Annotated in this window: 27 protein-coding genes; 16 read left to right on the forward strand and 11 right to left on the reverse strand. The window is 52.3% G+C overall.

The window, feature by feature from the left end:
- The first annotated feature begins 3 nt into the window (after positions 1–3).
- The 6 genes from ampG (at position 4) to cyoE (ending at position 6,732) form a co-directional block, all read left to right on the forward strand.
- Complete coding sequence (gene ampG / locus G8S19_RS16920) at positions 4–1,479, forward strand: muropeptide MFS transporter AmpG (RefSeq protein ID WP_003021615.1); 1,476 nt, start codon at positions 4–6, stop codon at positions 1,477–1,479.
- Between the two features lie 458 nt (positions 1,480–1,937).
- Entirely contained in the window at positions 1,938–2,894 is a 957-nt protein-coding gene (gene cyoA, locus G8S19_RS16925) for a cytochrome o ubiquinol oxidase subunit II (protein WP_253685572.1), read from the forward strand.
- Positions 2,895–2,905: 11 nt separating this feature from the next.
- A complete protein-coding gene (gene cyoB / locus G8S19_RS16930) occupies positions 2,906–4,897 on the forward strand; it encodes a cytochrome o ubiquinol oxidase subunit I (RefSeq protein ID WP_003021610.1) in 1,992 nt (663 codons plus the stop codon).
- The gene (locus G8S19_RS16935) at positions 4,887–5,501 is read left to right on the forward strand and encodes a cytochrome o ubiquinol oxidase subunit III (protein WP_003831007.1); all 615 of its coding nucleotides are present in this window, start codon (positions 4,887–4,889) and stop codon (positions 5,499–5,501) included. The genes cyoB and G8S19_RS16935 overlap by 11 nt, the downstream gene beginning before the upstream one ends.
- On the forward strand, positions 5,501–5,830 hold the full coding sequence (locus tag G8S19_RS16940) for a cytochrome o ubiquinol oxidase subunit IV (protein ID WP_003021607.1): 330 nt from the start codon (positions 5,501–5,503) through the stop codon (positions 5,828–5,830). The genes G8S19_RS16935 and G8S19_RS16940 overlap by 1 nt, the downstream gene beginning before the upstream one ends.
- A gap of 11 nt (positions 5,831–5,841) precedes the next feature.
- The gene (gene cyoE / locus G8S19_RS16945; RefSeq protein ID WP_137378452.1) at positions 5,842–6,732 is read left to right on the forward strand and encodes a heme o synthase; all 891 of its coding nucleotides are present in this window, start codon (positions 5,842–5,844) and stop codon (positions 6,730–6,732) included.
- Between the two features lie 63 nt (positions 6,733–6,795).
- On the opposite strand, the gene G8S19_RS16950 is transcribed toward cyoE, so the two are convergent.
- The 3 genes from G8S19_RS16950 to G8S19_RS16960 are packed head-to-tail and all read right to left on the reverse strand — an operon-like array spanning position 6,796 to position 8,098.
- Positions 6,796–7,170: a DUF1493 family protein gene (locus tag G8S19_RS16950; protein WP_032948696.1), complete on the reverse strand. Its 375-nt coding sequence runs from the start codon at positions 7,168–7,170 to the stop codon at positions 6,796–6,798.
- A complete protein-coding gene (locus G8S19_RS16955; protein WP_048212430.1) occupies positions 7,155–7,604 on the reverse strand; it encodes an STM2901 family protein in 450 nt (149 codons plus the stop codon). The genes G8S19_RS16950 and G8S19_RS16955 overlap by 16 nt, the downstream gene beginning before the upstream one ends.
- 11 nt (positions 7,605–7,615) lie before the next feature.
- Positions 7,616–8,098, reverse strand: coding sequence for a type VI secretion system tube protein TssD (locus tag G8S19_RS16960; RefSeq protein WP_003021598.1), 483 nt, complete (start codon positions 8,096–8,098; stop codon positions 7,616–7,618).
- A gap of 182 nt (positions 8,099–8,280) precedes the next feature.
- Between G8S19_RS16960 and G8S19_RS16965 the strand changes: the two genes are divergently transcribed.
- A complete protein-coding gene (locus G8S19_RS16965) occupies positions 8,281–9,645 on the forward strand; it encodes an MFS transporter (protein ID WP_115489872.1) in 1,365 nt (454 codons plus the stop codon).
- 80 nt (positions 9,646–9,725) lie between these two features.
- Here G8S19_RS16965 and G8S19_RS16970 read toward each other — a convergent pair whose 3' ends face one another.
- Positions 9,726–10,217: a YajQ family cyclic di-GMP-binding protein gene (locus tag G8S19_RS16970; protein WP_003831002.1), complete on the reverse strand. Its 492-nt coding sequence runs from the start codon at positions 10,215–10,217 to the stop codon at positions 9,726–9,728.
- Positions 10,218–10,391: 174 nt separating this feature from the next.
- Here G8S19_RS16970 and panE point away from each other — a divergent pair, with 174 nt between their 5' ends.
- Genes panE through G8S19_RS16985 form a run of 3 tightly spaced genes read left to right on the forward strand, consistent with a single transcriptional unit; the run spans position 10,392 to position 12,974 of the window.
- A complete protein-coding gene (gene panE / locus G8S19_RS16975; protein ID WP_040232714.1) occupies positions 10,392–11,303 on the forward strand; it encodes a 2-dehydropantoate 2-reductase in 912 nt (303 codons plus the stop codon).
- On the forward strand, positions 11,266–11,856 hold the full coding sequence (gene yajL, locus G8S19_RS16980) for a protein deglycase YajL (RefSeq protein WP_253685574.1): 591 nt from the start codon (positions 11,266–11,268) through the stop codon (positions 11,854–11,856). Before panE ends, yajL begins: the two co-directional genes overlap by 38 nt.
- Before the next feature lie 32 nt (positions 11,857–11,888).
- A complete protein-coding gene (locus G8S19_RS16985) occupies positions 11,889–12,974 on the forward strand; it encodes a hypothetical protein (RefSeq protein ID WP_253685576.1) in 1,086 nt (361 codons plus the stop codon).
- Between the two features lie 65 nt (positions 12,975–13,039).
- Here the strand turns inward: G8S19_RS16985 and thiI are convergent, their stop codons facing one another.
- On the reverse strand, positions 13,040–14,488 hold the full coding sequence (gene thiI, locus G8S19_RS16990) for a tRNA uracil 4-sulfurtransferase ThiI (RefSeq protein WP_048212433.1): 1,449 nt from the start codon (positions 14,486–14,488) through the stop codon (positions 13,040–13,042).
- Between the two features lie 208 nt (positions 14,489–14,696).
- Between thiI and xseB the strand changes: the two genes are divergently transcribed.
- From xseB to yajO, 4 genes are read left to right on the forward strand one after another with little or no spacing between them, the layout of a single operon-like run.
- Entirely contained in the window at positions 14,697–14,939 is a 243-nt protein-coding gene (gene xseB, locus G8S19_RS16995; protein WP_038638224.1) for an exodeoxyribonuclease VII small subunit, read from the forward strand.
- A complete protein-coding gene (gene ispA, locus G8S19_RS17000) occupies positions 14,940–15,839 on the forward strand; it encodes a (2E,6E)-farnesyl diphosphate synthase (protein ID WP_253685578.1) in 900 nt (299 codons plus the stop codon). It begins immediately after the preceding gene.
- Positions 15,840–15,863: 24 nt separating this feature from the next.
- Complete coding sequence (dxs, locus tag G8S19_RS17005) at positions 15,864–17,726, forward strand: 1-deoxy-D-xylulose-5-phosphate synthase (protein ID WP_253685580.1); 1,863 nt, start codon at positions 15,864–15,866, stop codon at positions 17,724–17,726.
- A gap of 56 nt (positions 17,727–17,782) precedes the next feature.
- Positions 17,783–18,757, forward strand: coding sequence for a 1-deoxyxylulose-5-phosphate synthase YajO (gene yajO, locus G8S19_RS17010; RefSeq protein ID WP_253685582.1), 975 nt, complete (start codon positions 17,783–17,785; stop codon positions 18,755–18,757).
- A 102-nt stretch (positions 18,758–18,859) separates the two neighbouring features.
- Here yajO and pgpA read toward each other — a convergent pair whose 3' ends face one another.
- From pgpA to nrdR, 6 genes are all read right to left on the reverse strand, one after another.
- A complete protein-coding gene (gene pgpA / locus G8S19_RS17015; protein ID WP_003021578.1) occupies positions 18,860–19,378 on the reverse strand; it encodes a phosphatidylglycerophosphatase A in 519 nt (172 codons plus the stop codon).
- On the reverse strand, positions 19,356–20,333 hold the full coding sequence (gene thiL, locus G8S19_RS17020; protein WP_253685584.1) for a thiamine-phosphate kinase: 978 nt from the start codon (positions 20,331–20,333) through the stop codon (positions 19,356–19,358). Before thiL ends, pgpA begins: the two co-directional genes overlap by 23 nt.
- A gap of 77 nt (positions 20,334–20,410) precedes the next feature.
- The gene (nusB, locus tag G8S19_RS17025; protein WP_000801129.1) at positions 20,411–20,830 is read right to left on the reverse strand and encodes a transcription antitermination factor NusB; all 420 of its coding nucleotides are present in this window, start codon (positions 20,828–20,830) and stop codon (positions 20,411–20,413) included.
- Positions 20,831–20,849: 19 nt separating this feature from the next.
- The gene (ribE, locus tag G8S19_RS17030) at positions 20,850–21,320 is read right to left on the reverse strand and encodes a 6,7-dimethyl-8-ribityllumazine synthase (RefSeq protein WP_003021575.1); all 471 of its coding nucleotides are present in this window, start codon (positions 21,318–21,320) and stop codon (positions 20,850–20,852) included.
- A gap of 90 nt (positions 21,321–21,410) precedes the next feature.
- Positions 21,411–22,514: a bifunctional diaminohydroxyphosphoribosylaminopyrimidine deaminase/5-amino-6-(5-phosphoribosylamino)uracil reductase RibD gene (gene ribD, locus G8S19_RS17035; RefSeq protein ID WP_003021573.1), complete on the reverse strand. Its 1,104-nt coding sequence runs from the start codon at positions 22,512–22,514 to the stop codon at positions 21,411–21,413.
- Between the two features lie 3 nt (positions 22,515–22,517).
- Positions 22,518–22,967 (reverse strand): transcriptional regulator NrdR, encoded by a 450-nt coding sequence (gene nrdR, locus G8S19_RS17040; protein WP_016152032.1) that lies wholly within the window; start codon positions 22,965–22,967, stop codon positions 22,518–22,520.
- A gap of 154 nt (positions 22,968–23,121) precedes the next feature.
- Here nrdR and G8S19_RS17045 point away from each other — a divergent pair, with 154 nt between their 5' ends.
- Positions 23,122–23,661 carry a DUF3251 domain-containing protein gene (locus G8S19_RS17045; protein WP_048212439.1) on the forward strand — a complete coding sequence of 180 codons (540 nt, stop codon included), beginning with the start codon at positions 23,122–23,124 and terminating at the stop codon, positions 23,659–23,661.
- Between the two features lie 422 nt (positions 23,662–24,083).
- Complete coding sequence (locus G8S19_RS17050; RefSeq protein WP_003021561.1) at positions 24,084–24,947, forward strand: nucleoside-specific channel-forming protein Tsx; 864 nt, start codon at positions 24,084–24,086, stop codon at positions 24,945–24,947.
- The last annotated feature ends 2 nt before the right edge of the window (positions 24,948–24,949 follow it).

Raw genomic sequence — 24,949 nt, forward strand, 5'->3', positions numbered from 1 at the left:
CCCATGTCCAGTCATTACTTACGTATTTTTCAGCAACCACGCTCAGCTATCCTGCTTATTCTGGGGTTCGCCTCCGGTTTACCGCTCGCACTCACCTCCGGTACGCTTCAGGCGTGGATGACGGTCGAGAATATCGATCTTAAAACCATCGGTTTCTTTTCCCTGGTAGGTCAGGCCTACGTATTTAAGTTTCTCTGGTCCCCGTTGATGGACCGTTACACGCCACCGTTTTTAGGTCGACGTCGCGGCTGGCTGCTGGCGACCCAGGTGCTGTTGTTAATTTCTATCGCCGCGATGGGCTTTCTGGAGCCTGGCACACAGCTGCGCTGGATGGCCGCACTCGCAGTAGTGATCGCTTTTTGCTCGGCCTCGCAGGATATCGTCTTTGATGCCTGGAAAACCGACGTGTTGCCCGCAGAAGAGCGCGGCACCGGCGCGGCTATCAGCGTGCTGGGCTATCGATTAGGGATGCTGGTTTCAGGCGGACTGGCCCTGTGGATGGCCGATCGCTGGCTGGGCTGGCAAGGGATGTACTGGCTGATGGCAGCGCTGTTGATCCCTTGTATCATCGCCACCCTGTTAGCACCTGAACCGACTGACACCATTCCGGTGCCTAAAACGCTGGAACAGGCGGTTGCGGCTCCGCTGCGAGACTTCTTTGGTCGTAACAACGCCTGGCTTATCCTGCTGCTTATTGTGTTGTATAAGCTCGGGGATGCCTTCGCCATGAGCCTGACCACCACCTTTTTGATCCGCGGCGTTGGGTTTGATGCGGGTGAAGTTGGCGTGGTGAATAAAACGCTGGGGCTTCTGGCAACCATCGTTGGTGCATTGTACGGCGGGATCCTGATGCAGCGCCTTTCGCTGTTCCGCGCATTGCTGATATTTGGCATCCTGCAAGGGGCGTCAAATGCAGGCTACTGGCTATTGTCCATCACTGACAAACACATGTTCAGTATGGCGGCCGCCGTCTTCTTTGAAAACCTGTGTGGCGGAATGGGCACGGCGGCGTTTGTCGCTTTACTAATGACGCTGTGCAATAAGTCCTTCTCAGCGACCCAGTTCGCCCTGCTCTCCGCGCTTTCAGCTGTTGGTCGCGTTTACGTTGGCCCGGTAGCGGGTTGGTTTGTCGAAGCACACGGCTGGCCGACGTTTTATCTGTTCTCCGTGTTTGCCGCGATCCCCGGCCTCATACTGCTGCTGGTATGTCGCCAGACCCTGGAACATAGTTGGCAAAATGAAAGCTTTATTCCGCGTACGGAATTTCGTGGAGCGTACAGTCTGGCATTAATGACGTTGGTAGTGGGCTGCTGCCTGCTGCTGGTTTGGCTGCTGCTGTTAACCATGAACGCGCTGGATTACACCAACTTCTCCTTCCTGCCGGAACTGCTTGAAGTCTCGGTGGCGGTCGCGGTCTGCGGGGTGATTTTTGGCGGATTGCTGGATTATCTGGCTCTGCGCAAAAACCGTCTGGCGTAAAAAACCGTATTAATAAGCCGTTGTAATCACCCTGCGTAATTATAACGGCTAAATAAACAACAATTGATAAAAATAATATTTGTTATTTTGTGCGCCAAAGAATTTGGAAATTATTGACGCCTTTTATATATTTTATTTTCCTTACTCGATTCAGCCACTACAGATTTATTTTTTGTTCCCGAATTGTCTTTTTATTGATAATCAATTGTTAAACAATTGTTTTATTTTCGTATTGGTTATACCAATTGCCCTCAGCCTGTCCCCCGCCTGCCTGCTTTCGTTATAACGTGATGTTGCAACAGGTTCTTAAAGTCAAAGCGACATATATTGCAACATATGTGACATGCGCGGCAGAACCCAGTAACACAGATCCAAGGATGTTTACAGTAATGTAACCTTCCCGTAAAATGCCCTCACACTTTAAACGCCACCCGGTCCCGTGGAATTGAGGTCGTTAAATGAGACTCAGGAAATACAATAAAAGTTTGGGATGGTTGTCATTAATTGCAGGCACTGCGTTACTCAGTGGCTGTAATTCTGCGCTGCTTGACCCTAAAGGACAGATTGGACTGGAACAACGTTCACTGATACTGACGGCATTTGGCCTGATGTTGATTGTCGTTATTCCTGCCATCTTGATGGCTGTTGGTTTTGCCTGGAAGTACCGTGCAAGCAATAAAGATGCGAAGTACAGCCCGAACTGGTCACACTCCAATAAAGTGGAAGCTGTGGTCTGGACGGTGCCTATCTTAATCATCATTTTCCTTGCCGTACTGACCTGGAAAACCACTCACGCTCTTGAGCCAAGCAAACCGCTGGCGCATGACGAGAAGCCCATTACCATCGAAGTGGTTTCCATGGACTGGAAATGGTTCTTCATCTATCCGGAACAGGGTATCGCTACCGTGAATGAAATCGCCTTCCCGGCGAATACTCCGGTTGAGTTCAAAGTGACATCCAACTCCGTGATGAATTCCTTCTTTATCCCGCGTCTGGGTAGCCAGATTTATGCCATGGCCGGTATGCAGACTCGACTGCATCTGATCGCCAACGAAGTCGGTACTTATGATGGTATCTCCGCAAGCTATAGCGGACCAGGCTTCTCTGGTATGAAGTTCAAGGCTATCGCAACAAAGGACCGCGCCGAATTCGACCAATGGGTTGCTAAAGCTAAACAGTCCACGAACACCATGAGCGACATGGCTGCGTTCGAGAAAGTGGCTGCGCCAAGCGAATACAACCAGGTGGAATACTTCTCCAACGTGAAACCCGATTTGTTTAAAGACGTTATTAACAAATTTATGGCTCACGGTAAGAGCATGGACATGACCCAACCCGAAGGTGAGCACAGCGCACACGAAGGTATGGAAGGCATGGACATGAGCCACGCGGAATCCGCCAACTCAAGGGGTTGAGGAAGAATACGATGTTCGGAAAATTGACGCTGGATGCAGTGCCGTTCCATGAACCCATTGTCATGGTTACGATCGCTGCCATTATCATCGGTGGTGCGGCCTTACTGGGCCTAATCACTTACTTCGGTAAGTGGACCTACCTGTGGAAAGAGTGGCTGACTTCGGTTGACCACAAACGCCTTGGCATCATGTATGTCATTGTCGCAATCGTCATGTTGATTCGTGGCTTTGCCGACGCCATCATGATGCGTAGTCAGCAAGCGCTGGCTTCTGCGGGTGAAGCGGGCTTCTTGCCACCTCACCACTATGATCAGATCTTCACGGCTCACGGCGTGATTATGATCTTCTTCGTGGCAATGCCATTTGTTATCGGTCTGATGAACCTGGTGGTTCCACTGCAGATCGGTGCACGTGACGTTGCATTCCCGTTCCTGAACAACCTGAGCTTCTGGTTCACCGTTGTCGGCGTAATCCTGGTTAACCTGTCTCTGGGCGTGGGTGAATTCGCGCAGACCGGTTGGCTGGCATATCCACCACTTTCGGGAATAGAGTACAGTCCAAGCGTCGGGGTCGATTATTGGATATGGGCAGTCCAGTTGTCCGGTATTGGTACAACCCTGACCGGTATCAACTTCTTTGTGACCATCATTAAGATGCGTGCGCCAGGAATGACCATGTTCAAGATGCCGGTATTCAGTTGGGCGTCCCTGTGCGCGAACATCCTGATTATCGCTTCTTTCCCAATCCTGACGGTTACCGTCGCGTTGCTGACCCTGGATCGCTATCTGGGTACCCATTTCTTTACCAACGATATGGGCGGCAACATGATGATGTACATCAACCTGATTTGGGCCTGGGGCCATCCGGAAGTGTACATTCTGGTTCTGCCGGTCTTCGGGGTGTTCTCCGAAATCGCGGCAACCTTCTCACGTAAACGTCTGTTTGGTTACACCTCGCTGGTGTGGGCAACCGTGTGTATCACCGTTCTGTCGTTCGTTGTTTGGCTGCACCACTTCTTCACCATGGGTGCAGGCGCTAACGTAAACGCCTTCTTCGGTATTACCACCATGATTATCGCCATCCCGACCGGGGTGAAGATCTTCAACTGGCTGTTCACCATGTATCAGGGGCGTATCGTATTCCACTCAGCGATGCTGTGGACGATTGGCTTTATCGTGACCTTCTCAGTTGGCGGCATGACCGGCGTACTGTTGGCGGTTCCGGGTGCAGACTTCGTACTGCACAACAGTCTGTTCCTGATTGCGCACTTCCATAACGTTATCATCGGCGGCGTCGTATTTGGCTGCTTCGCAGGTATGACCTACTGGTGGCCAAAAGCGTTCGGCTTCACGCTGAACGAAACCTGGGGTAAACGCGCATTCTGGTTCTGGATCATCGGCTTCTTCGTCGCATTTATGCCGCTGTACGTGCTGGGCTTCATGGGTATGACCCGTCGTCTCAGCCAGCAGATTGACCCACAGTTCCATCCGATGCTGGTCGTTGCCGCCTGCGGTGCCGCGCTGATTGCACTGGGTATCCTGTGCCAACTGATTCAGATCTACGTTTCTATTCGCGACCGCGAGCAGAACCGTGACCTGACCGGTGACCCATGGGGTGGTCGTACGCTGGAGTGGGCAACCTCTTCCCCGCCTCCGTTCTATAACTTTGCCGTTGTGCCGCACGTTCACGAGCGTGATGCCTTCTGGGAAATGAAAGAAAAAGGTGAAGCGTACAAGCAGCCTGCGCACTATGAAGAAATTCATATGCCGAAGAACAGCGGTGCCGGTATCGTCATTACCGCCTTCGCAACACTGTTTGGTTTCGCCATGATCTGGCATATCTGGTGGCTGGCGATTGCAAGCTTCGCAGGCATGATCATCAGCTGGATTGTGAAAAGCTTTGATGAAGACGTGGATTACTACGTGCCGGTCCCGGAAGTCGAAAAACTGGAAAACCAGCATTTCGATGAGATTACTAAGGCAGGGCTGAAAAATGGCAACTGATACTTTAACGCACGCGACTGCCCACGCGCACGAACACGGGCACCACGATGCAGGCCAGACCAAGATCTTCGGATTCTGGGTCTACCTGATGAGCGACTGCATTCTGTTCTCTATTCTGTTTGCAACCTATGCCGTTCTGGTGAACGGCACCGCAGGTGGCCCGACAGGTAAGGACATTTTTGAACTGCCGTTCGTTCTGGTTGAAACATTCCTGCTGTTATTCAGCTCCATTACTTACGGTATGGCAGCGATTGCCATGTACAAGAACAACAAGAGCCAGGTTATCTCCTGGCTGGCGTTGACCTTCTTGTTCGGTGCCGGATTCATCGGGATGGAACTCTATGAATTCCATCACCTGATTGTTAACGGCATGGGCCCGGATCGCAGCGGTTTCCTGTCTGCGTTCTTCGCGCTGGTCGGCACGCACGGTCTGCACGTCACCTCCGGTCTTATCTGGATGGCAGTTCTGATGGTGCAAGTCGCTCGTCGCGGCCTGACCAGTACTAACCGTACCCGCATCATGTGCCTGAGCCTGTTCTGGCACTTCCTGGATGTGGTATGGATCTGTGTGTTCACTGTTGTTTATCTGATGGGGGCGATGTAATGAGTCATGCTAACGAGAGCGGCGGCGCATCCCATGGCAGCGTAAAAACCTACATGACAGGTTTTATCCTGTCGATCATCCTGACGGTTATTCCGTTCTGGATGGTGATGACAGGTTCTGCCTCTCCGGCCGTCATTCTGGGAACTATTCTGGCAATGGCAGTGGTACAGATTCTGGTGCACCTGGTGTGCTTCCTGCACATGAATAGCAAATCTGATGAAGGTTGGAACATGACGGCCTTTGTCTTTACTGTGCTAATCATCGCCATCCTGGTTGTGGGCTCCATCTGGATTATGTGGAACCTTAACTACAACATGATGATGCACTAAGAGCGGCGATTATGATGTTTAAGCAATACCTGCAAGTAACGAAACCAGGCATCATCTTTGGCAACCTGATCTCGGTGATTGGGGGGTTTCTGCTGGCCTCGAAAGGCAGCATTGATTATCCCCTGTTTATCTACACGCTGGTTGGGGTGTCACTGGTTGTGGCGTCGGGTTGTGTATTTAACAACTACATCGACAGGGATATCGACAGGAAGATGGAGAGGACCAAAAACCGCGTGCTGGTTAAAGGTCTGATTTCCCCTGCGGTCTCACTGGTGTACGCCACCCTGCTGGGTATTGCTGGCTTTATGCTGCTGTGGTTTGGCGCGAACCCTCTGGCCTGCTGGCTGGGGGTAATGGGCTTCGTGGTCTATGTGGGCGTCTATAGCCTGTACATGAAGCGCCATTCCGTTTATGGCACGCTGATTGGCTCACTCTCCGGCGCTGCGCCGCCGGTGATTGGCTACTGCGCCGTAACCGGTGAGTTCGATAGCGGTGCGCTGATTCTGCTGGCTATTTTCAGCCTGTGGCAGATGCCGCACTCTTACGCGATTGCGATTTTCCGCTTTAAGGATTATCAGGCTGCCAACATCCCGGTGCTGCCGGTGGTGAAAGGCATTTCGGTCGCGAAGAACCATATCACGCTGTACATCGTGGCATTTGCTATCGCCACGCTGATGCTAACCCTGGGCGGTTATGCAGGTTATAAATACCTGATTGTTGCTGCGGCGGTGAGCGTCTGGTGGTTGGGCATGGCGCTGCGTGGTTATAAAGTGGAAGATGACAAAGTCTGGGCGCGCAAGCTGTTCGGCTTCTCCATCATCGCCATTACCGCGCTTTCCGTGATGATGTCCGTCGACTTTATGGTGCCAAACTCGCAGAACCTGCTGACTTACGTCTGGTAAAATCTGCTGATACGAAAAGGGTGCTTCGGCACCCTTTTTTATTACTATGCAGTTTGGAGAGCATTAGGTCTCGTCTTTTTGTTTATCATCCCAGACCTCAAACAGCCATTTCCCCGCTTCAGCCGACTCAGCAAACATCCTTACGGTTAACGGTATGCGCGTTGCTTCCACTTCTTCCCGGTTAGCTTTGAACCACCGAGTCAGAAGAGGCGTGTTTTCCCAAGGAAAATAGCGGGTCCAGTCAACATTCGATAAATCTACATTGAATGCTTTCTGAAACTCTTCTACTGCATCTGAGAGGTCGTCTCGCGGCTCATCGAATAAATCTGTGTCCAATTCTAATGGGACCTCATTTCCGTCTTTATCGTCGTATCCAGGTATCTCATTCCTGAATAGCTTCAACACTTCATCTTGTATGCTCATTAGAAAGATGTCCACTGTATGCGATCTTTTGGTCGGGCAATCAGATTGTATTTATTCTGTGTACGCCGTGAGACCTGGTAAATAGCGTTGGTTAACGCCACCCATCCTAACCAGGGGCAATAACGCCCAATCACAGCAGCAAGCTTGTTAGTTTTCTTCATGGTAAAACCAACTGGTGTTTTAACTCTGAGGCCAAAAGGTAATCGCATATCCCTCAGTATAATTCTTGCGTACTTTGAGGCAACACTTGTTCCTTTAGTCGCGTCTCGTGGTTTTTGCCTTGTTTTTAACCAAGGTTGACCAGCCAGAATCGCGGCTCCCGATTCAATGCCAATTCCTAACTCATCACAAAATTGTTCCAGAAAGATGAGATCGAACAATTCGCCAGCTGATAGATTACTGTGACCATGATACCAATAGGTTCCATTCGCTTCTTCAGTTGTGTCCATTCAATCACCCATTATGCCGTCTGCCGATCATTCCATGCGTCGGTATAGATAATGTTCCCGTCGCAATGCTTCCATGTGATTTTTTCGTAGCGTAACTCTATGGTTTCAAGGTGATTGTTGTTTTTGTCTTCTGGCCCAGCCATCGTCGGAGAGACTGAGACAATCCGCACGCCCTCGAGCAGCATGTTGAAATACTCCACTTCCTGACCGGCATCATTGATTTTGTACCAACGAATCTCTGCAGACTTAAGATTCTGACCAGAAGCGACCGCTTTGTATAAATAGGGACTCGAGTAGTCAAACTCTTTGACGATCATCATCGGTGAATGTTGGCGTGTGCCTGTTGGTTTACCCGTTGCATTATCAGTTGGAATAGAGAGATTGTGATGAAAACCTTTAAATTCAATACTGTATTCTCTTCCCTTTACGTCACACCCGCCCTTAATCAGCGCGCCACCATCGTCATAAATCCACATATTGCCTGGAATCGCCATTTTCCTTTTCCCTCTTTCCATTAGAAATAACCACAAAAAGACTACACCTGTAATTATCGCAAGTAAATTAGTTGCAGCTGTAACTACTTCAATTTCCCCGCTACACAATTCCACATATCGTAGAGGTTTACCGCACTCCTTCCCCGCTTTACACTAGGCGCGAAATTAATACAGAGGTGGGAATGAACGATTACAAAATGACGCCCGGTGAGTTGCGCGCCACCTGGGGTTTAGGGACCGTATTCTCGTTGCGCATGCTTGGCATGTTTATGGTTCTACCGGTTCTGACCACATACGGCATGGCGCTACAGGGCGCCAGTGAAGCGCTGATAGGCCTTGCCATCGGCATTTATGGCCTGGCGCAGGCCGTCTTCCAGATCCCCTTTGGTTTGCTCTCTGACCGCATCGGCCGTAAGCCGCTTATTGTCGGCGGACTGGCGGTTTTCGTTCTCGGCAGCGTGATTGCCGCGCTCTCCGATTCAATCTGGGGAATAATTCTTGGCCGCGCCCTACAAGGCTCTGGCGCGATTGCCGCCGCCGTGATGGCGCTGCTTTCCGACTTAACCCGCGAGCAAAACCGCACCAAAGCGATGGCGTTTATCGGCGTCAGCTTTGGTATCACCTTTGCCATTGCGATGGTGCTGGGGCCAATCGTTACCCATGCGCTGGGGCTCCACGCGCTGTTCTGGATGATTGCCGCCCTTGCCACCACGGGTATCGTGCTGACCATTTGGGTCGTTCCCAATAGCACCAGCCACGTACTAAACCGTGAATCGGGCATGGTAAAAGATAGCTTCAGCAAAGTGCTGGCGGAGCCCAAACTGCTGAAGCTCAATTTCGGCATCATGTGTCTGCACATTTTGCTGATGTCCACTTTCGTCGCGTTACCAGGACAACTGGCGAAAGCCGGTTTCCCCGCCGCAGAACACTGGAAAATTTATCTGGTGACGATGCTGCTGTCCTTTGTTTCCGTGGTGCCGTTCATCATTTACGCCGAAGTGAAGCGCAAGATGAAACGCGTATTCCTCGCCTGCGTGTTACTGATCCTTATTGCAGAGATTGTATTGTGGAGCGCTAACATTCGTTTCTGGGGTCTGATTGCGGGCGTGCAGATTTTCTTCCTCGCCTTTAACCTGATGGAAGCCCTTCTCCCCTCGCTTATCAGCAAAGAATCGCCTGCGGGTTACAAAGGCACGGCGATGGGTGTTTACTCCACCAGCCAGTTTCTTGGCGTGGCGATTGGCGGTTCGCTCGGCGGTTGGGTGGTTGAAATGTTTGATGGTCAGGCCGTATTTCTGGCCGGTGCGCTACTGGCGGCAGTTTGGTTGATTGTGGCAAGCACAATGAAAGAGCCACCGTACGTCAGCAGCCTGCGTGTGGAAATTCCACCAGAAATTGCCGCAGATGACACGTTGAAGCAGCGCCTGCTGGCAAAAGAAGGAATAAGCGAAGTGTTAATTGTGGCGAAAGAGCATTCGGCCTACGTGAAAATCGACAGCAAAGTCACCAATCGATTTGAGGTTGAGCAGACCATCAGCCAGGCGTGATGATTGCCGGATGGCGACTAACGTCTTATCCGGCCTACAAATAGCGTGTGCGACCTGTAGGCCGGATCAGGCATTACGACTTAATCGCGGAAGTTTTTAAACTGGAACGGCTGGCCGAGATCGCCACCGCGAACCAGCGCCATGACGGATTGCAGATCGTCACGCGCCTTACCGGTCACACGAATTTCTTCACCCTGAATCTGCGCCTGCACCTTCAGCTTGCTGTCTTTGATCAGCTTAACGATTTTCTTTTGCACCGCGCTTTCAATGCCCTGCTTCAGCTTAGCTTCAACAAACCAGGTTTTACCACTGTGCACGAAGGTCTCTGGTACGTCCAGCGACGTGCCTTCAATACCGCGTTTGAGCAGCTTGGCACGCAAAATATCCAGCAGTTGATTAACCTGAAAATCAGACTCGCTCAGCACCTTAATCGTCTTATTTGACTCATTCAGCTCAAAAGTGGCTTCAACGCCACGAAAATCAAAGCGTGACTCGACTTCACGGCTGGCGTTATCCACCGCGTTACGGGCTTCCTGAAGATCAACTTCAGAGACAATATCGAAAGATGGCATCTTTTCCTCTCCCTTCATTTTTGATGCGAAGCATAATACCTGCAAAGTTACTCAACAGACAGCGCTATACTAGGCTGTATCCTTTCATTGTACGTGGTAGTGACATCTGCGAACAATAATGGGGTGCGGTCGATATGGATTAACACCTGGTGCTGTTGCAGGTGAGGAGGAAGAATGAAAATTACCGTACTGGGATGTGGAGCGTTAGGGCAGCTATGGCTTACAGCGCTGTGCAAACATGGACATGAGGTGCAAGGGTGGCTGCGCGTACCGCAACCCTACTGCAGTGTAAACCTGATCGACACGGATGGCTCAGTTTTTAATGAATCCCTGACGGCAAATGACCCCGACTTTTTGGCAAAAAGCGACCTGCTGCTGGTTACTCTGAAGGCCTGGCAGGTTTCTGATGCGGTAAAAGGCCTGGCCGCAATTCTGCCCGAAACCACGCCCATTCTGTTAATTCACAACGGCATGGGGACGATTGAAGAGTTACATAACATTAAACAACCCTTGCTGATGGGCACCACCACTCACGCGGCACGCCGTGACGGGAACGTCATCATTCATGTCGCTCAGGGAACAACGCGTATTGGGCCGGCGCGTGAGCAAGACGGCGATTTCAGCTATCTGGCTGAAACCCTGCAAGAGGTGCTGCCGGACGTCGCCTGGCATAACACTATTCGCGCCGAGCTGTGGCGCAAGCTGGCCGTCAACTGCGTCATTAACCCGCTGACCGCATTATGGGATTGCCCAAACGGTGAGTTACGCCATCATCCGGAAAAAATAGCGCTCATCTGCGAGGAAGTGGCAGCGGTGATCGAACGCGAAGGCCACCACACATCAGCGGATGATTTACGCTATTATGTCGAGCAAGTGATTGACAGTACGGCGGAAAATATCTCATCAATGCTGCAGGACATTCGCGCCATGCGTCATACTGAGATCGACTACATTACCGGGTATTTGTTAAAACGCGCACGCGCGCACGGCATCGCCGTTCCGGAAAATGCCCGCCTGTTTGAAATGGTTAAAAGAAAGGAAAGTGAGTATGAGCGCTCAAGCACTGGTATGTCTCGCCCCTGGTAGTGAAGAAACCGAAGCGGTTACTACTATCGATCTACTGGTTCGCGGCGGAATTAAGGTCACAACCACCAGCGTCGCCAGCGATGGCAACCTGACGATCGTGTGCTCGCGCGGTGTGAAACTGCTGGCGGATGCGCCATTAGTCGAAGTTGCTGACGGCGATTTCGACATTATCGTACTGCCAGGCGGTATTAAAGGCGCCGAGTGTTTTCGCGACAGCCCTCTGCTGGTCGAAACCGTGAAGCAGTTTCATCGCTCCGGGCGCATTGTCGCGGCAATCTGTGCCGCGGCTGCCACCGTCCTCGTCCCGCACGACATTTTTCCCATCGGCAACATGACCGGTTTCCCGGCGCTGAAAGACAAGATCCCCGCTGATCAATGGCAGGACAAGCGTGTCGTGTGGGATCCGCGCGTTAACCTGTTAACCAGCCAGGGACCGGGAACCTCAATCGATTTCGGTTTGAAAATCATTGATCTTCTGGTCAGTCGTGAAAAGGCTTACGAAGTTGCATCACAACTGGTGATGGCTGCGGGAATTTATAACTACTACGAGTAAATCTTCAGGCCACTCCCTTATAAGGAATCATAATGAAAGGATATCTGAGTGGAGTGGCTTTATTGCTCCTTTCCGGTTATGCCACAGCGACGCAACTCGACATAAAGAGTAGTATTGAGTATCGCTATCCCGGAAGCACTGAAATGCAATATCGCGTACCATGGTTTTCCTCGACGGATAACCCCAAGGTTGCGAAACGTATTAACGATTATATTTTCGCAACCTTTATCAATCAGCTACCGGGTAATACTCCGCAGGCCACAGTAAACCAGTTTGCGAAATCAGCCATGAATCCCACCGCAAACCTTAACTACACGGTTGAATTTCGCGACGAAAAAATCCTGACCATGAATATGTTTGTCGAAAGCTGCGGAGCGTATTGCGAATCGTACAATGTACCGCTCAGCTTCGATTTAGCCAACGGCGCGGCAATTACCCTCAACGACCTCTTTTCCCGTTCTACGATGGGTGAATTAAACACCCGTATCAGAAAAGATATCCGTGGCCAAATCGACACCTTTGTTGATGCGCATAAATCGCAAACACCAGAACAAATAAAAGAAGAGAAAGGCGAAGACTTTGACTATGCCGAATTCTACGCATCATGCGCAACCTACACCGACGGGTTGTATTACATCGACAAATTCTCCCTGCAAAAAGACCATCTGGTCTTCCTGAACGGGCGCTGTAGCAACCACGCCAGCCGCGCACTCGACGAGTTGGGTGATTTCACCACGAAAATCCCAACCGCGGAACTGCAAAATCGGCTCACGCCGTACGGCCAGTATCTGACTGGAGCAAAGAGTACAACACCGGTTTCGCCAGCGCCCGGCATTGACGGCAAAGTCATGTACGGCACGCTGGGAAAAAGCATGCGTATTGTGTTGAAGGTGGACTGCAAATACAGTGATTTTTTTGAAGGGGCTTACTTTTACCAGAAATTTGGCGCACCGATTGAATTAACCGGCAAGTGCGACACCGCCAACAATCAGCATTATGAACTGAAGACGTCTGCTGCTGAACAAGCGCAAGAGAAGATAACGCTGGAGTTAAAAGACGGAGTTTATCAGGGCGTCTGGGAGTCGAACGGGAAGACGCTTCCTGTGCGTTTTGAATAATATCGTTGCATTGCCGGATGGCGGCGCAACCGCCTTATCCGGCCTACAACACGGTGTTTACTCAATTACGGGCGATACACCTTCACGTTTTCAAAGCCCTGCTCGCGCAGATAAAGCGCCTGCAGACGGCTCATCACCCCGCGTTCACACCACAGCAGCCAGGTTTTACTCTGGTCCAAATCGCCGAATTTAGTGCTCAGCTTGTAGAACGGCAGAGAAACGACGTCCACGCCGTCAACCTTCAGCGGTTTATCATCCTGTTCATCCACAGAACGGATATCCAGAATCACATCGTTCGGGCCGAAGTCGCTCACGGTTTCCACTTCTACCACGGTTTGCTGCGTCTGCTGGGCAATATCGCGAATATCGATATTGTTCGCTTCTTCAACCACTTTATCGAGGATAGAGAAATCGAAGTTTTCTTCTTCGGCCTCAATCTTCGCTTTAACCGCTTTCACCGTCGGGCTTTTTGAAATTACACCGCAGTATTCCGGCATGGTACGAGCAAAATCCTCGGTGCCAATTTCACGCGCCAGATTGATGATGTGCTCTTTATCATGGGAGATAAGTGGGCGTAGGATCAGGGTGTCTGATACGTTATCGATCAAACGCAGGTTGGTCAGCGTCTGGCTGGACACCTGGCCCAGTGCTTCACCGGTGACCAGCGCCTGTACGCCGTAGCGCTCAGCGACTTTCGACGCCGCGCGAACCATCATACGCTTGAGAACCACGCCCATCTGGCCGTCATCAACTTTCTCCAGGATCTCACCCACTACCGGTTCAAAGTTGATGGCGACGAAACGCACGCGATGCGAGCTACCAAAACGGTTCCACAGATAATGCGCCACCTGACGAACGCCGATTTCATGCGCTGCGCCGCCGAGGTTAAAGAAGCAGTAATGTACGCGGCAGCCACGACGCATCAGCATGTAGCTGGACACGCCGGAGTCGAAACCACCGGAGATCAGCGACAGTACGTCTTCCTGCGTCCCAATTGGGAAACCGCCGATACCTTCATAGCGGCCTTTAACCAGCAGCAGGCGGTCGTTTTCGATTTCAAGATTAACCGTCACGTCCGGCTTCGTCAGCTTCACGCGCGCGGATTCAATATGCTGGTTCAGTCCACCGCCAACATAACGTTCCACCTCAATGGAGCTAAACTCATGCTTACCACGACGCTTAACGCGTACGCAGAAGGTTTTACCTTCCAGTTGGTCACGATACTGTACCAGCGCTTTCTCGAAAATATCGTGCATATCGGTAAACGGCACGTCTTCTACTTCGAGAATATGGTGGATCCCCGGAATACGGGTCAGCGCGTCGCGAATGTCCAGGCGCTGGCTTTCATCTTTCGCGCGAACCTCAACGTGATCCCAGTGGCGGACAACGGCAAGGTCTTCATCATAGTGCTTTAAAACGTTACGAATGTTCCCTGTCAGAATTTTTATAAAGCGCAAACGCACAGATTGGCTTTTGATGGTGATTTCTGGGAACAATTTAATGATAAACTTCATGGCGGCAATGGTTCTTAGGCAAGTCTGAATGACTTGTAATGGGAAAAAATACAGCAGCCCATACCCTGCGGCTGCATCCAGGCGCGCAAGTATACCACCATCATGGTCATCCTGTGCACATCGCCTTACCATTGCGCGTTATTTGCTTATCAGTGCGAGTCCGTTACCATAGTCTTGTGCTGCCAATACAGAGAGTCAGACATTCATTATGCCGAAGAAAAATGAAGCGCCAGCCAGTTTTGAAACAGCGCTGAGCGAGCTGGAACAGATTGTTACCCGCCTGGAAAGCGGCGACCTGCCGCTGGAAGAAGCGCTGAACGAATTCGAACGCGGCGTACAGTTGGCGCGTCAGGGACAGGTTAAATTGCAACAGGCTGAACAGCGCGTGCAAATCCTGCTGTCAGATACTGAAGACGCCGCCCTTACGCCTTTTACACCGGATAATGAGTAAATGGATTTTACGCAGCAGCTACAGGCTTGCGTTGAGCAGGCCAACCAGGCACTGAGCCGTTTTATCGCGCCACTGCCCTTTCAGAACACTCCCGTGGTCGAAACCATGCAATATGGCGCATTATTAGGCGGTAAACGTCTGCGCCCGTTCCTGGTGTACGCGACCGGCCAGATGTTTGGCGTCAGCCTGAGTACGCTTGATGCTCCCGCTGCAGCCGTCGAGTGCATCCATGCCTATTCACTGATGCACGATGATTTACCCGCGATGGACAACGATGATCTGCGTCGCGGTCTGCCGACCTGCCACGTCAAGTTTGGCGAAGCGAATGCGATTCTGGCCGGTGATGCGCTGCAAACGCTGGCATTCTCTATTATCAGCGACGCCCCGATGCCGGAAGTGTCTGACCGTGACCGCATCGCGATGATCTCTGAACTGGCTCAGGCCAGCGGTATCGCCGGTATGTGCGGCGGCCAGGCGCTGGATCTGGCAGCCGAAGGCCATCAGGTTGAGCTGGATGCGCTGGAGCGTATTCACCGCCACAAAACCGGGGCATTGATTCGCGCCGCCGTACGTCTGGGCGCATTGAGCGCAGGCGATAAAGGGCGAGAATGCCTGGCAATACTCGACAAATACGCCGAAAGCATCGGTCTGGCCTTCCAGGTTCAGGATGACATCCTGGATGTGGTAGGCGATACTGCAACATTGGGTAAACGTCAGGGTGCTGACCAGCAGCTTGGCAAAAGTACCTATCCTGCACTTCTGGGTCTTGAGCAAGCCCGGAATAAAGCCCGGGATTTAATCGAAGATGCCCGCCAGTCGCTGAATATGCTGGCCGCACAGTCTCTCGATACCTCGGCACTGGAAGCGCTAGCGGACTATATAATCCAGCGTGATAAATAAACCAACATATCCCATGAGCTTGCGATGAGTTTTGATATAGCCAAATACCCGACCCTGGCGCTGGTCGACTCCACCCAGGAGTTACGTCTGCTGCCAAAAGAGAGCCTGCCAAAGCTTTGCGACGAACTGCGCCGCTATTTGCTCGACAGCGTAAGCCGTTCCAGCGGGCACTTCGCCTCTGGTCTGGGCACGGTGGAACTCACCGTCGCGCTGCACTATGTCTACAATACCCCGTTTGACCAGTTAATCTGGGATGTGGGACATCAGGCTTATCCGCACAAAATCCTGACCGGCCGCCGCGATAAAATCGGTACCATTCGTCAGAAAGGCGGTTTGCATCCGTTCCCGTGGCGCGGTGAGAGCGAGTATGACGTACTGAGCGTTGGCCACTCATCAACCTCCATCAGCGCTGGTATCGGTATTGCGGTTGCCGCTGAGAAAGAAGGCAAAGAACGTCGTACCGTATGTGTGATTGGCGACGGCGCCATCACCGCTGGCATGGCGTTTGAAGCGATGAACCACGCGGGTGATATTAAACCCGACATGTTGGTTATCCTCAACGACAACGAAATGTCGATCTCAGAAAATGTCGGTGCGCTGAACAACCACCTGGCGCAATTGCTCTCCGGCAAACTTTACTCCTCGCTGCGCGAAGGCGGGAAGAAAGTGTTCTCCGGCGTACCGCCGATTAAAGAGCTACTCAAACGTACCGAAGAACACATCAAAGGCATGGTTGTGCCGGGCACGCTGTTTGAAGAACTGGGCTTTAACTATATCGGTCCGGTGGACGGTCACGACGTGCTGGGGCTTATCACCACACTGAAGAACATGCGCGATCTGAAAGGCCCGCAGTTCCTGCACATCATGACCAAAAAAGGTCGTGGTTACGAGCCGGCAGAAAAAGATCCAATCACCTTCCACGCAGTACCAAAATTCGATCCGTCCAGCGGATGCCTGCCGAAAAGCAGCGGCGGCCTGCCGAGCTATTCAAAAATCTTCGGTGACTGGCTGTGCGAAACCGCGGCGAAAGACAATAAGCTGATGGCGATCACCCCGGCGATGCGCGAAGGCTCCGGCATGGTGGAGTTTTCCCGTAAATTCCCGGACCGCTACTTCGATGTGGCGATTGCCGAGCAGCACGCGGTGACGTTTGCTGCCGGTCTGGCGATTGGCGGCTATAAGCCGGTCGTAGCGATTTACTCTACTTTTCTGCAACGCGCGTACGATCAGGTGCTGCATGATGTCGCCATTCAGAAACTGCCGGTCCTGTTCGCCGTCGACCGGGCGGGTATTGTGGGCGCAGATGGGCAAACCCACCAGGGAGCGTTCGATCTCTCCTTCCTGCGCTGCATCCCGGAAATGGTCATTATGACCCCGAGCGATGAGAACGAATGTCGCCAGATGCTGTTTACCGGCTATCACTATAACGATGGTCCAACGGTCGTGCGTTATCCGCGCGGTAACGCGGTGGGCGTTGAGTTGGCGCCGCTGGAACAGCTGCCTATCGGTAAAGGTATCGTCAAGCGTCACGGTGAGAAACTGGCAATTCTCAACTTTGGCACCCTGATGCCGGAAGCCGCTCAGGTCGCAGAGTCGATGAACGCCACGCTGGTGGATATGCGCTTTGTGAAACCGCTGGATGAAACGCTGATCCTGGAAATGGCTGCCCAACACGACGTGCTGGTCACCATTGAAGAGAACGCCATTATGGGCGGTGCTGGCAGCGGCGTAAACGAAGTACTGATGGCACATCGTAAGCCCGTTCCGGTACTGAATATTGGCCTGCCTGATTTCTTCATTCCCCAGGGAACTCAGGACGAGGCTCGCGCCGAACTGGGCCTGAATGCCACCGGAATTGAGGCCAAAATCAAGGCCTGGCTGGCATAATCCCCTCCCCGCTCCTGCTATGCTTAATGAATAACACGCTAAGCAGGAGCGAATTTATGCAATACAACACCTTAGGAAAAACAGACCTTCGGGTCTCCCGCCTTTGTCTGGGCTGCATGACGTTTGGCGAACCCAATCGCGGCAATCATGCCTGGACGCTACCTGAAGAAAGCAGCCGCCCGATAATCAAATACGCCCTTGAAGGCGGCATTAACTTTTTCGATACCGCCAACAGCTACTCCGCTGGCAGCAGCGAAGAGATTGTCGGTCGCGCGCTGCGTGATTTTGCCCGCCGCGAAGATGTCGTGGTCGCCACCAAGGTTTTTCATCAGGTTGACGACCTGCCGGAAGGATTATCCCGCGCACAAATCCTGCGCTCAATCGACGATAGCCTCAGACGTCTGGGTATGGACTATGTCGACATCCTGCAAATTCACCGCTGGGATTACAACACGCCAATCGAAGAAACGCTGGAAGCGCTGAACGACGTCGTTAAAGCCGGTAAAGCGCGCTATATCGGCGCCTCATCCATGCACGCTTCGCAGTTTGCTCAGGCGCTGGCCTTACAGAAACAACACGGCTGGGCACAGTTCGTTAGCATGCAGGATCACTACAACCTGATTTATCGCGAAGAAGAACGTGAAATGCTGCCGCTTTGCTATCAGGAAGGTGTGGCGGTGATCCCATGGAGTCCGCTGGCGCGTGGTCGCCTGACGCGCCCGTGGGGAGAAACGACGGCACGTCTGGTTTCTGATGAAGTCGGTAAAAATTTGTACAACGAGAGCGATGAAAACGATGCGCAAATTGCCGCACGGCTGGCCGGTATCAGTGAAGAATTAGGCGTCACGCGTGCACAGGTTGCGCTGGCCTGGCTACTGAGTAAACCCGGTGTGGCAGCGCCGATTATCGGTACGTCGCGTGAGGAACAGCTGGATGAGTTGCTTAATGCGGTGGATTTAACGCTGAAACCAGAGCAGGTAGCCGAGCTGGAAACGCCGTACAAACAGCATCCGGTGGTGGGATTTAAATAAGCATTGGCGATTGCTAATTGTAGGCCGGATAAGCATAACGCATCCAGCACTGATTGCCCGATGGCGCGACGCTTATCGGGCCTACAACAGCCCCCAAAAGGGTTAAATAATCCCTACCGGCCAGTGATGGCCGATAAAATAGAGGATCCCGGCAGAAAGTATCCCGGCCACAATATCATCGATCATGATCCCCGTACCGCCATGCACGTTGCGATCGAACCAACGAATCGGCCACGGCTTCCACATATCCAGAATACGGAAAATCACAAATCCGGCGGCAACCCACTGCCAGTCATTGGTCGGCAGCGCCATCAGGGTAATCCACATCCCGACAAACTCGTCCCAGACAATGCTACCGTGATCGTGCACACCCATATCTTTCGCCGTTTGATGGCACAGATAAACGCCGATACAGATAGATAACATCACCACCAGCGAATACAACTGCCACGGCAGAAAGGTCATTAAATACCAAAATGGGATCGCCGCCAGCGATCCCATCGTGCCAGGAACAATTGGACTCAGCCCGCTGCCAAAACCGGTGGCCAACAGGTGCCACGGGTTGCGCATACTCAGGCGACTTTTGGCGACATCTTTTTTAAGGCGCGGCAAAATGGTCATATCCTTTCCAGTCGAACGTGACGGGCTTTCCATCACGCGTAAAATGAATGCCTTCCACATCCGCGCTCATCTGCCCGATACAGGTAAACGATGCGCCGAGATTCCCCAGCGCCACGTCCAGCGCGCCACGGTTAATTTCCGGTACGGTAAAGCATAACTCATAATCTTCCCCCCCCGAGAGCGCCCAGCGCAGCGCCTGTTCCGATTCCACGTGTTGGGCAAATGCCGGAGAGTAAGGCAGCGCATCAACGTTAACCCGCGCGCCGCAGCCGCTGGCATTAACGATATGCCCCAGATCGGAGATCAGGCCGTCGGAAATATCGATAGCGGCGCTCGCCAGATCGCGCAGGGCTTGTCCCTGCAGGATGCGCGGCGTTGGCCGCAGATGACGTTTAAGCAGATAGTCTGCGTCTTTTGCATCTCCAACCTGCAACCGATTCTGTAAAATCGCCAGCCCCGCCGCGCTGTCTCCCGGCGTACCGGTAACATAAATCCAGTCTCCCGGTTTCGCTCCGGAGCGTTTTAAGGCCCGTCCTACAGGGACGTAGCCATGGATACCCAACGTCATCGACAGTGGTCCACGCGTGGTGTCACCGCCAATCAGCTGCATATCATAGTAATTCAGCAGTTCAAACAGGCCATCGCTGAAGGCTTCAAGCCAGGCTTCATCGACGTCAGGTAACGTGAGCGCCAGCGTCAGCCATGCAGGGTCCGCCCCCATCGCCGCCAGATCGCTCAAATTCACCGCCAGCGCTTTCCAGGCGAGATCGGTCGGATCAATGTCAGGGAGGAAGTGGTTACCAGCTACCAGCGTATCGGTACTGATCGCCAGCGTCTGTTTTTCAGGGATGTTCAGAAGTGCGCAATCGTCACCAATACCGGTTTCGACATCAAGACGAGAGGTTCTTACGCGGTCAAAATAACGGGCAATCAGGGAAAATTCGCCGCATGCCATACGTTATGCCTCAGCAGAAAAAAAAGAAAAAGCCGGGGATAGCGGAAACATGTTCCACCATCCGACCGGCCTCGGAATTACTTTTTGTTGGGGCGAATCACAGGTGCTGCTTTATCCAGTACGCCGTTGACGAATTTGTGGCTGTCTTCAGCGCCAAAGGTTTTCGCCAGTTCAATCGCTTCGTTGATGGCCACTTTGTATGGCACATCGCTACGTTTAGACAGTTCAAACAGCGCAATACGCAGCACGGCTTTTTCTACCTGACCCAGCTCTTCCAGCAGGCGAGACAGGTAAGGCTTCATTAATCCATCCAGGTACGCGCTGTTAGTCGCCACCCCGGACAGCAGTTCACGGAAATACAGAACGTCGACATCTTTTACGTCCTGTTCCGCCAGGAACTGGTATTCAACATCAGCGATGTCGTTCTGGGACAACTGCCAGGAGTAGAGCGCCTGGACGGCACACTCACGGGCGCGGCGACGAGCAGCAGGTTTCACGGATTTCCCCTTACAAAAATCAGGCCTTGATGGCTTTCAATACATTAATCATTTCAAGCGCAGTCAGTGCAGCTTCTGCGCCTTTGTTGCCGGCTTTAGTGCCAGCACGTTCGATGGCTTGTTCAATACTTTCGGTGGTCAGAACACCGAAGGCTACCGGAATGCCGCTGTCCTGAGCGACATGCGCCAGGCCATTGCTTGCACCGCCAGCCACATATTCGAAGTGCGCGGTACCGCCACGGATCACCGTACCGAGCGCAATCACCGCGTCGTATTTACCGGTTTTCGCCAGAGCGTCAGCCGCCAGCGGCAGCTCATAGGCACCTGGAACCCAAACAACGGTAATGTTTTCATCTTTAACCTGACCAATACGTTTCAGGGCGTCGATCGCACCTTCCAGCAGGCTGTCATTGATAAAGTTGTTGAAACGCGCAATGGTGATGGCGACGCGAGCGTCCGGGGTAGCAACGTTAGCTTCAATAATGTTCATATTCTTCCTTCGGGTTCGATTTATAGCCCCGTAAGGGGGGCGGATTTTATCATAATATTCTGTGCGCTGCTTCCTCTAAATCAGAAAGCCTCACGCAGTCGTTAAATGCAGGCAAACGTCCGGGCCCACCTGGCGTATCTCATTGAATTTGAAATGGGGTGCGTCAGCCAGTTTCTCAAGGCCTGGAAGCACACATAATCCTCGCGCATCGCTGCCTAACAGTTTAGGCGCAACATACACGATTAGCTCATCGACCAAACCGGCCTGTAATAATGCTCCCGCGAGCGTTGGGCCTGCTTCAACCCAAATACTGTTAATTTGCTGTTTGCCCAGTTGCATCATCAGCACCACCAGATCCAGATGCCCGTTATGTTCCGGTACCTTCAGGCTACGCACCGTTTCCGGCCAGCTGCGAGGGTCGTCTTCAGTCCGGACAATCCAGGTTTCTCCAGGCTGTTGCACAATACGGTGCTCCGGCGTGACCTGATTCTGGCTATCCAGAACAATGCGGATTGGCTGGCGCAGCTCTTCCTGCGGGTAACTCGCCTGAGTTGATTCCCCAAGCTCCGACCAACGCACGGTAAGCTGAGGGTCGTCTGCCAGCACCGTAGCACTGCTGGTTAAAATGGCATGGCTTTGCGCGCGCAAGCGTTGCACATCGCGGCGCGCCTGTGGTGAGGTAATCCACTGGCTTTCACCGCTGGCCATCGCTGTACGGCCATCAAGCGACGCGCCAAGCTTAAGCTGCAGATACGGGAATCCCGTACGCATGCGCTTGAGAAAGCCTTTATTCAATTGCTCAACTTCGCTCATCATCAGCCCGTGGCTGACGTCGATGCCCGCCTGCTGCAAACGGTAGAGCCCACGTCCTGCGACCTGCGGATTGGGATCCTGCATCGCCGCAACCACACGCGATACACCAGCGGCAATCAACGCATCGCAGCACGGCGGCGTGCGACCATGATGACTACAGGGTTCAAGCGTCACATAGGCCGTTGCCCCTTGCGCTTTTTCTCCAGCCATCCGCAGAGCATGAACTTCGGCATGCGGTTCGCCCGCACGGTGATGATATCCTTCACCGACGATCTCCCCATCTTTCACAATCACGCAGCCCACGTTGGGGTTGGGGTGAGTGGTAAAACGTCCGCGCGCAGCAAGCTTCAGCGCGCGCGCCATGTATAATTCATCCTGCATGGCTTAGTCCTGTAGGCGAGCAATCTCCTCGCCAAATTCTTTGATATCTTCGAAACTCCGGTAAACCGAAGCAAAGCGGATGTAGGCGACTTTATCGAGTTTTTTCAACTGCTCCATCACCAGGTTGCCAATCATCTTGCTCGGCACCTCACGCTCGCCAGTCGCACGCAGTTGTGATTTGATATGGTTCAACGCCATTTCGACGTCATCAGAGCTGACCGGACGTTTCTCAAGCGCTCTGAGCATGCCGCTGCGCAGCTTATCTTCATTAAAGGGTTCACGCACATCGTTGCTTTTCACAACGCGCGGCATAACTAGTTCAGCCACTTCAAAAGTGGTGAAACGTTCGTTACAGACCAGACACTGCCGACGGCGGCGTACTGAGGAGCCCTCGCCGACAAGACGAGAGTCAATTACCTTAGTGTCTACGGCGAAACAGAATGGGCAATGCATACGGCGTCCTGTACCTCAGTGGTTGACCGGAATCTATTTTACCCTGAACTGGCGTGACAACAAAGGCGCAACGCTTTTGAGACAAAGGATCGATGCCTTCGCGCTCAGTGCGCACTACCATTATGCTATCGCGACAATAAAGGAAGTGATCACAATGACAAGACGTTACCTAAGAATTCTCCTGGTGGGAAGTCTCTTTAGCCTAAGCGCCTGCGCACAGCAAAGCGAAGTACGCCAGATGCATCAAAGCGTTAGCACGTTGAATAAAGAGATGACGCAGCTAAATCAGGAAACGGTAAAAATTACTCAACAAAATATGTTGAACGCAAAATCAACCAGCGGCGTCTATCTGCTGCCAGGTTCCAAAACCCCTGCCCGACTGGACAGCCAGATAGGCACGTTACGTATGTCGCTGATAAATATTGCGCCGAACGCCGACGGTACGCGCCTGACGCTGCGGATTCAGGGTGAATCCAACACGCCTTTACCCGCCTTTAGCGCCACCGTCGAATACGGGCAAATTCAGGGCACCACGGACAACTATCAGGAAGTGAACGTTCACAACCAGTTGGTCAACGCCCCGGCAAGTATTCTTGCCCCCAGTGATGTAGACATTCCGTTGCAGTTAAACGGACTGTCTCCAGATCAGTTAGGTTTTGTTCGCATCCACGACATCCAACCTGTTAGTCAATAAACTTTTTGCGGAACGTTTTTGTGCGTTCCGCAACATCACTCCCGCCCATTTTGTTACTCCTCTGACATAAGCGATATTTCCGGTAAAACTTGGCAACATTCACCGGAGCCAGTACAATTCGCCGCCTAAAGTACGCAAACGTGAACGCAATCGATTACGCAAATGATAGAACTGTGAAACAAAACATATTTTTGTGAACAATGATTTTTATAATAGGCACCGAAGAAACACGAAATATTTCTACACAAAATCATGCAAGACGTATCAAGGCGGCAACTGCGTGAATCCCTGGAGCTTACATCAGTAAGTGACAGGGGTGAGCAAAGGCAGCCAACAAAGAGGCGGCTTGAAGGATGAAGTGTATAGAAACGCAAATTGCGCATTTTTCTATCCCGAAAGGGATTTCAAACAGTGGCATACATATGAAAAAAACATTACTTGCAGCCGGTGCAGTGCTGGCGCTCTCCTCGTCTTTTACTGCCAACGCGGCAGAAAATGACAAACCGCAATATCTGTCCGACTGGTGGCACCAGAGCGTCAACGTGGTGGGTAGCTACCACACCCGTTTCTCCCCGAAACTGAACAACGACGTGTATCTGGAATATGAAGCGTTTGCCAAAAAAGACTGGTTTGACTTCTATGGCTACATCGATATTCCTAAAACCTTCGACTGGGGTAACGGCAACGATAAAGGTATCTGGTCTGACGGTTCCCCGCTGTTTATGGAAATCGAACCGCGTTTCTCCATCGACAAGCTGACCGGCGCTGACCTGAGCTTCGGTCCGTTCAAAGAATGGTATTTCGCCAACAACTACATCTACGATATGGGTGATAACAAAGCCAGCCGCCAGAGCACCTGGTATATGGGTCTGGGTACCGATATCGATACCGGTCTGCCGATGGGTCTGTCTCTGAACGTGTATGCTAAATACCAGTGGCAGAACTATGGCGCATCCAACGAAAACGAGTGGGATGGCTACCGTTTCAAAGTGAAATACTTTGTGCCGATCACCCAGGTATGGGGAGGCCAGTTGACCTACATCGGCTTCACCAACTTCGACTGGGGCTCAGATTTGGGTGACGATCCGAACCGCACCAGCAACTCTATCGCTTCCAGCCACGTTCTGGCGCTGAACTACGATCACTGGCACTACTCCGTAGTGGCGCGTTACTTCCACAACGGCGGCCAGTGGAAAGGTGGCGACACTCTGAACTGGGGCGAAGGCGATTTCAGCGCGAAATCTACCGGTTGGGGTGGTTACCTGGTTGTTGGTTACAACTTCTAATC

The sequence above is a fragment of the Citrobacter sp. SX206 genome (assembly GCF_024181025.1).
GTDB lineage: Bacteria > Pseudomonadota > Gammaproteobacteria > Enterobacterales > Enterobacteriaceae > Citrobacter > Citrobacter youngae.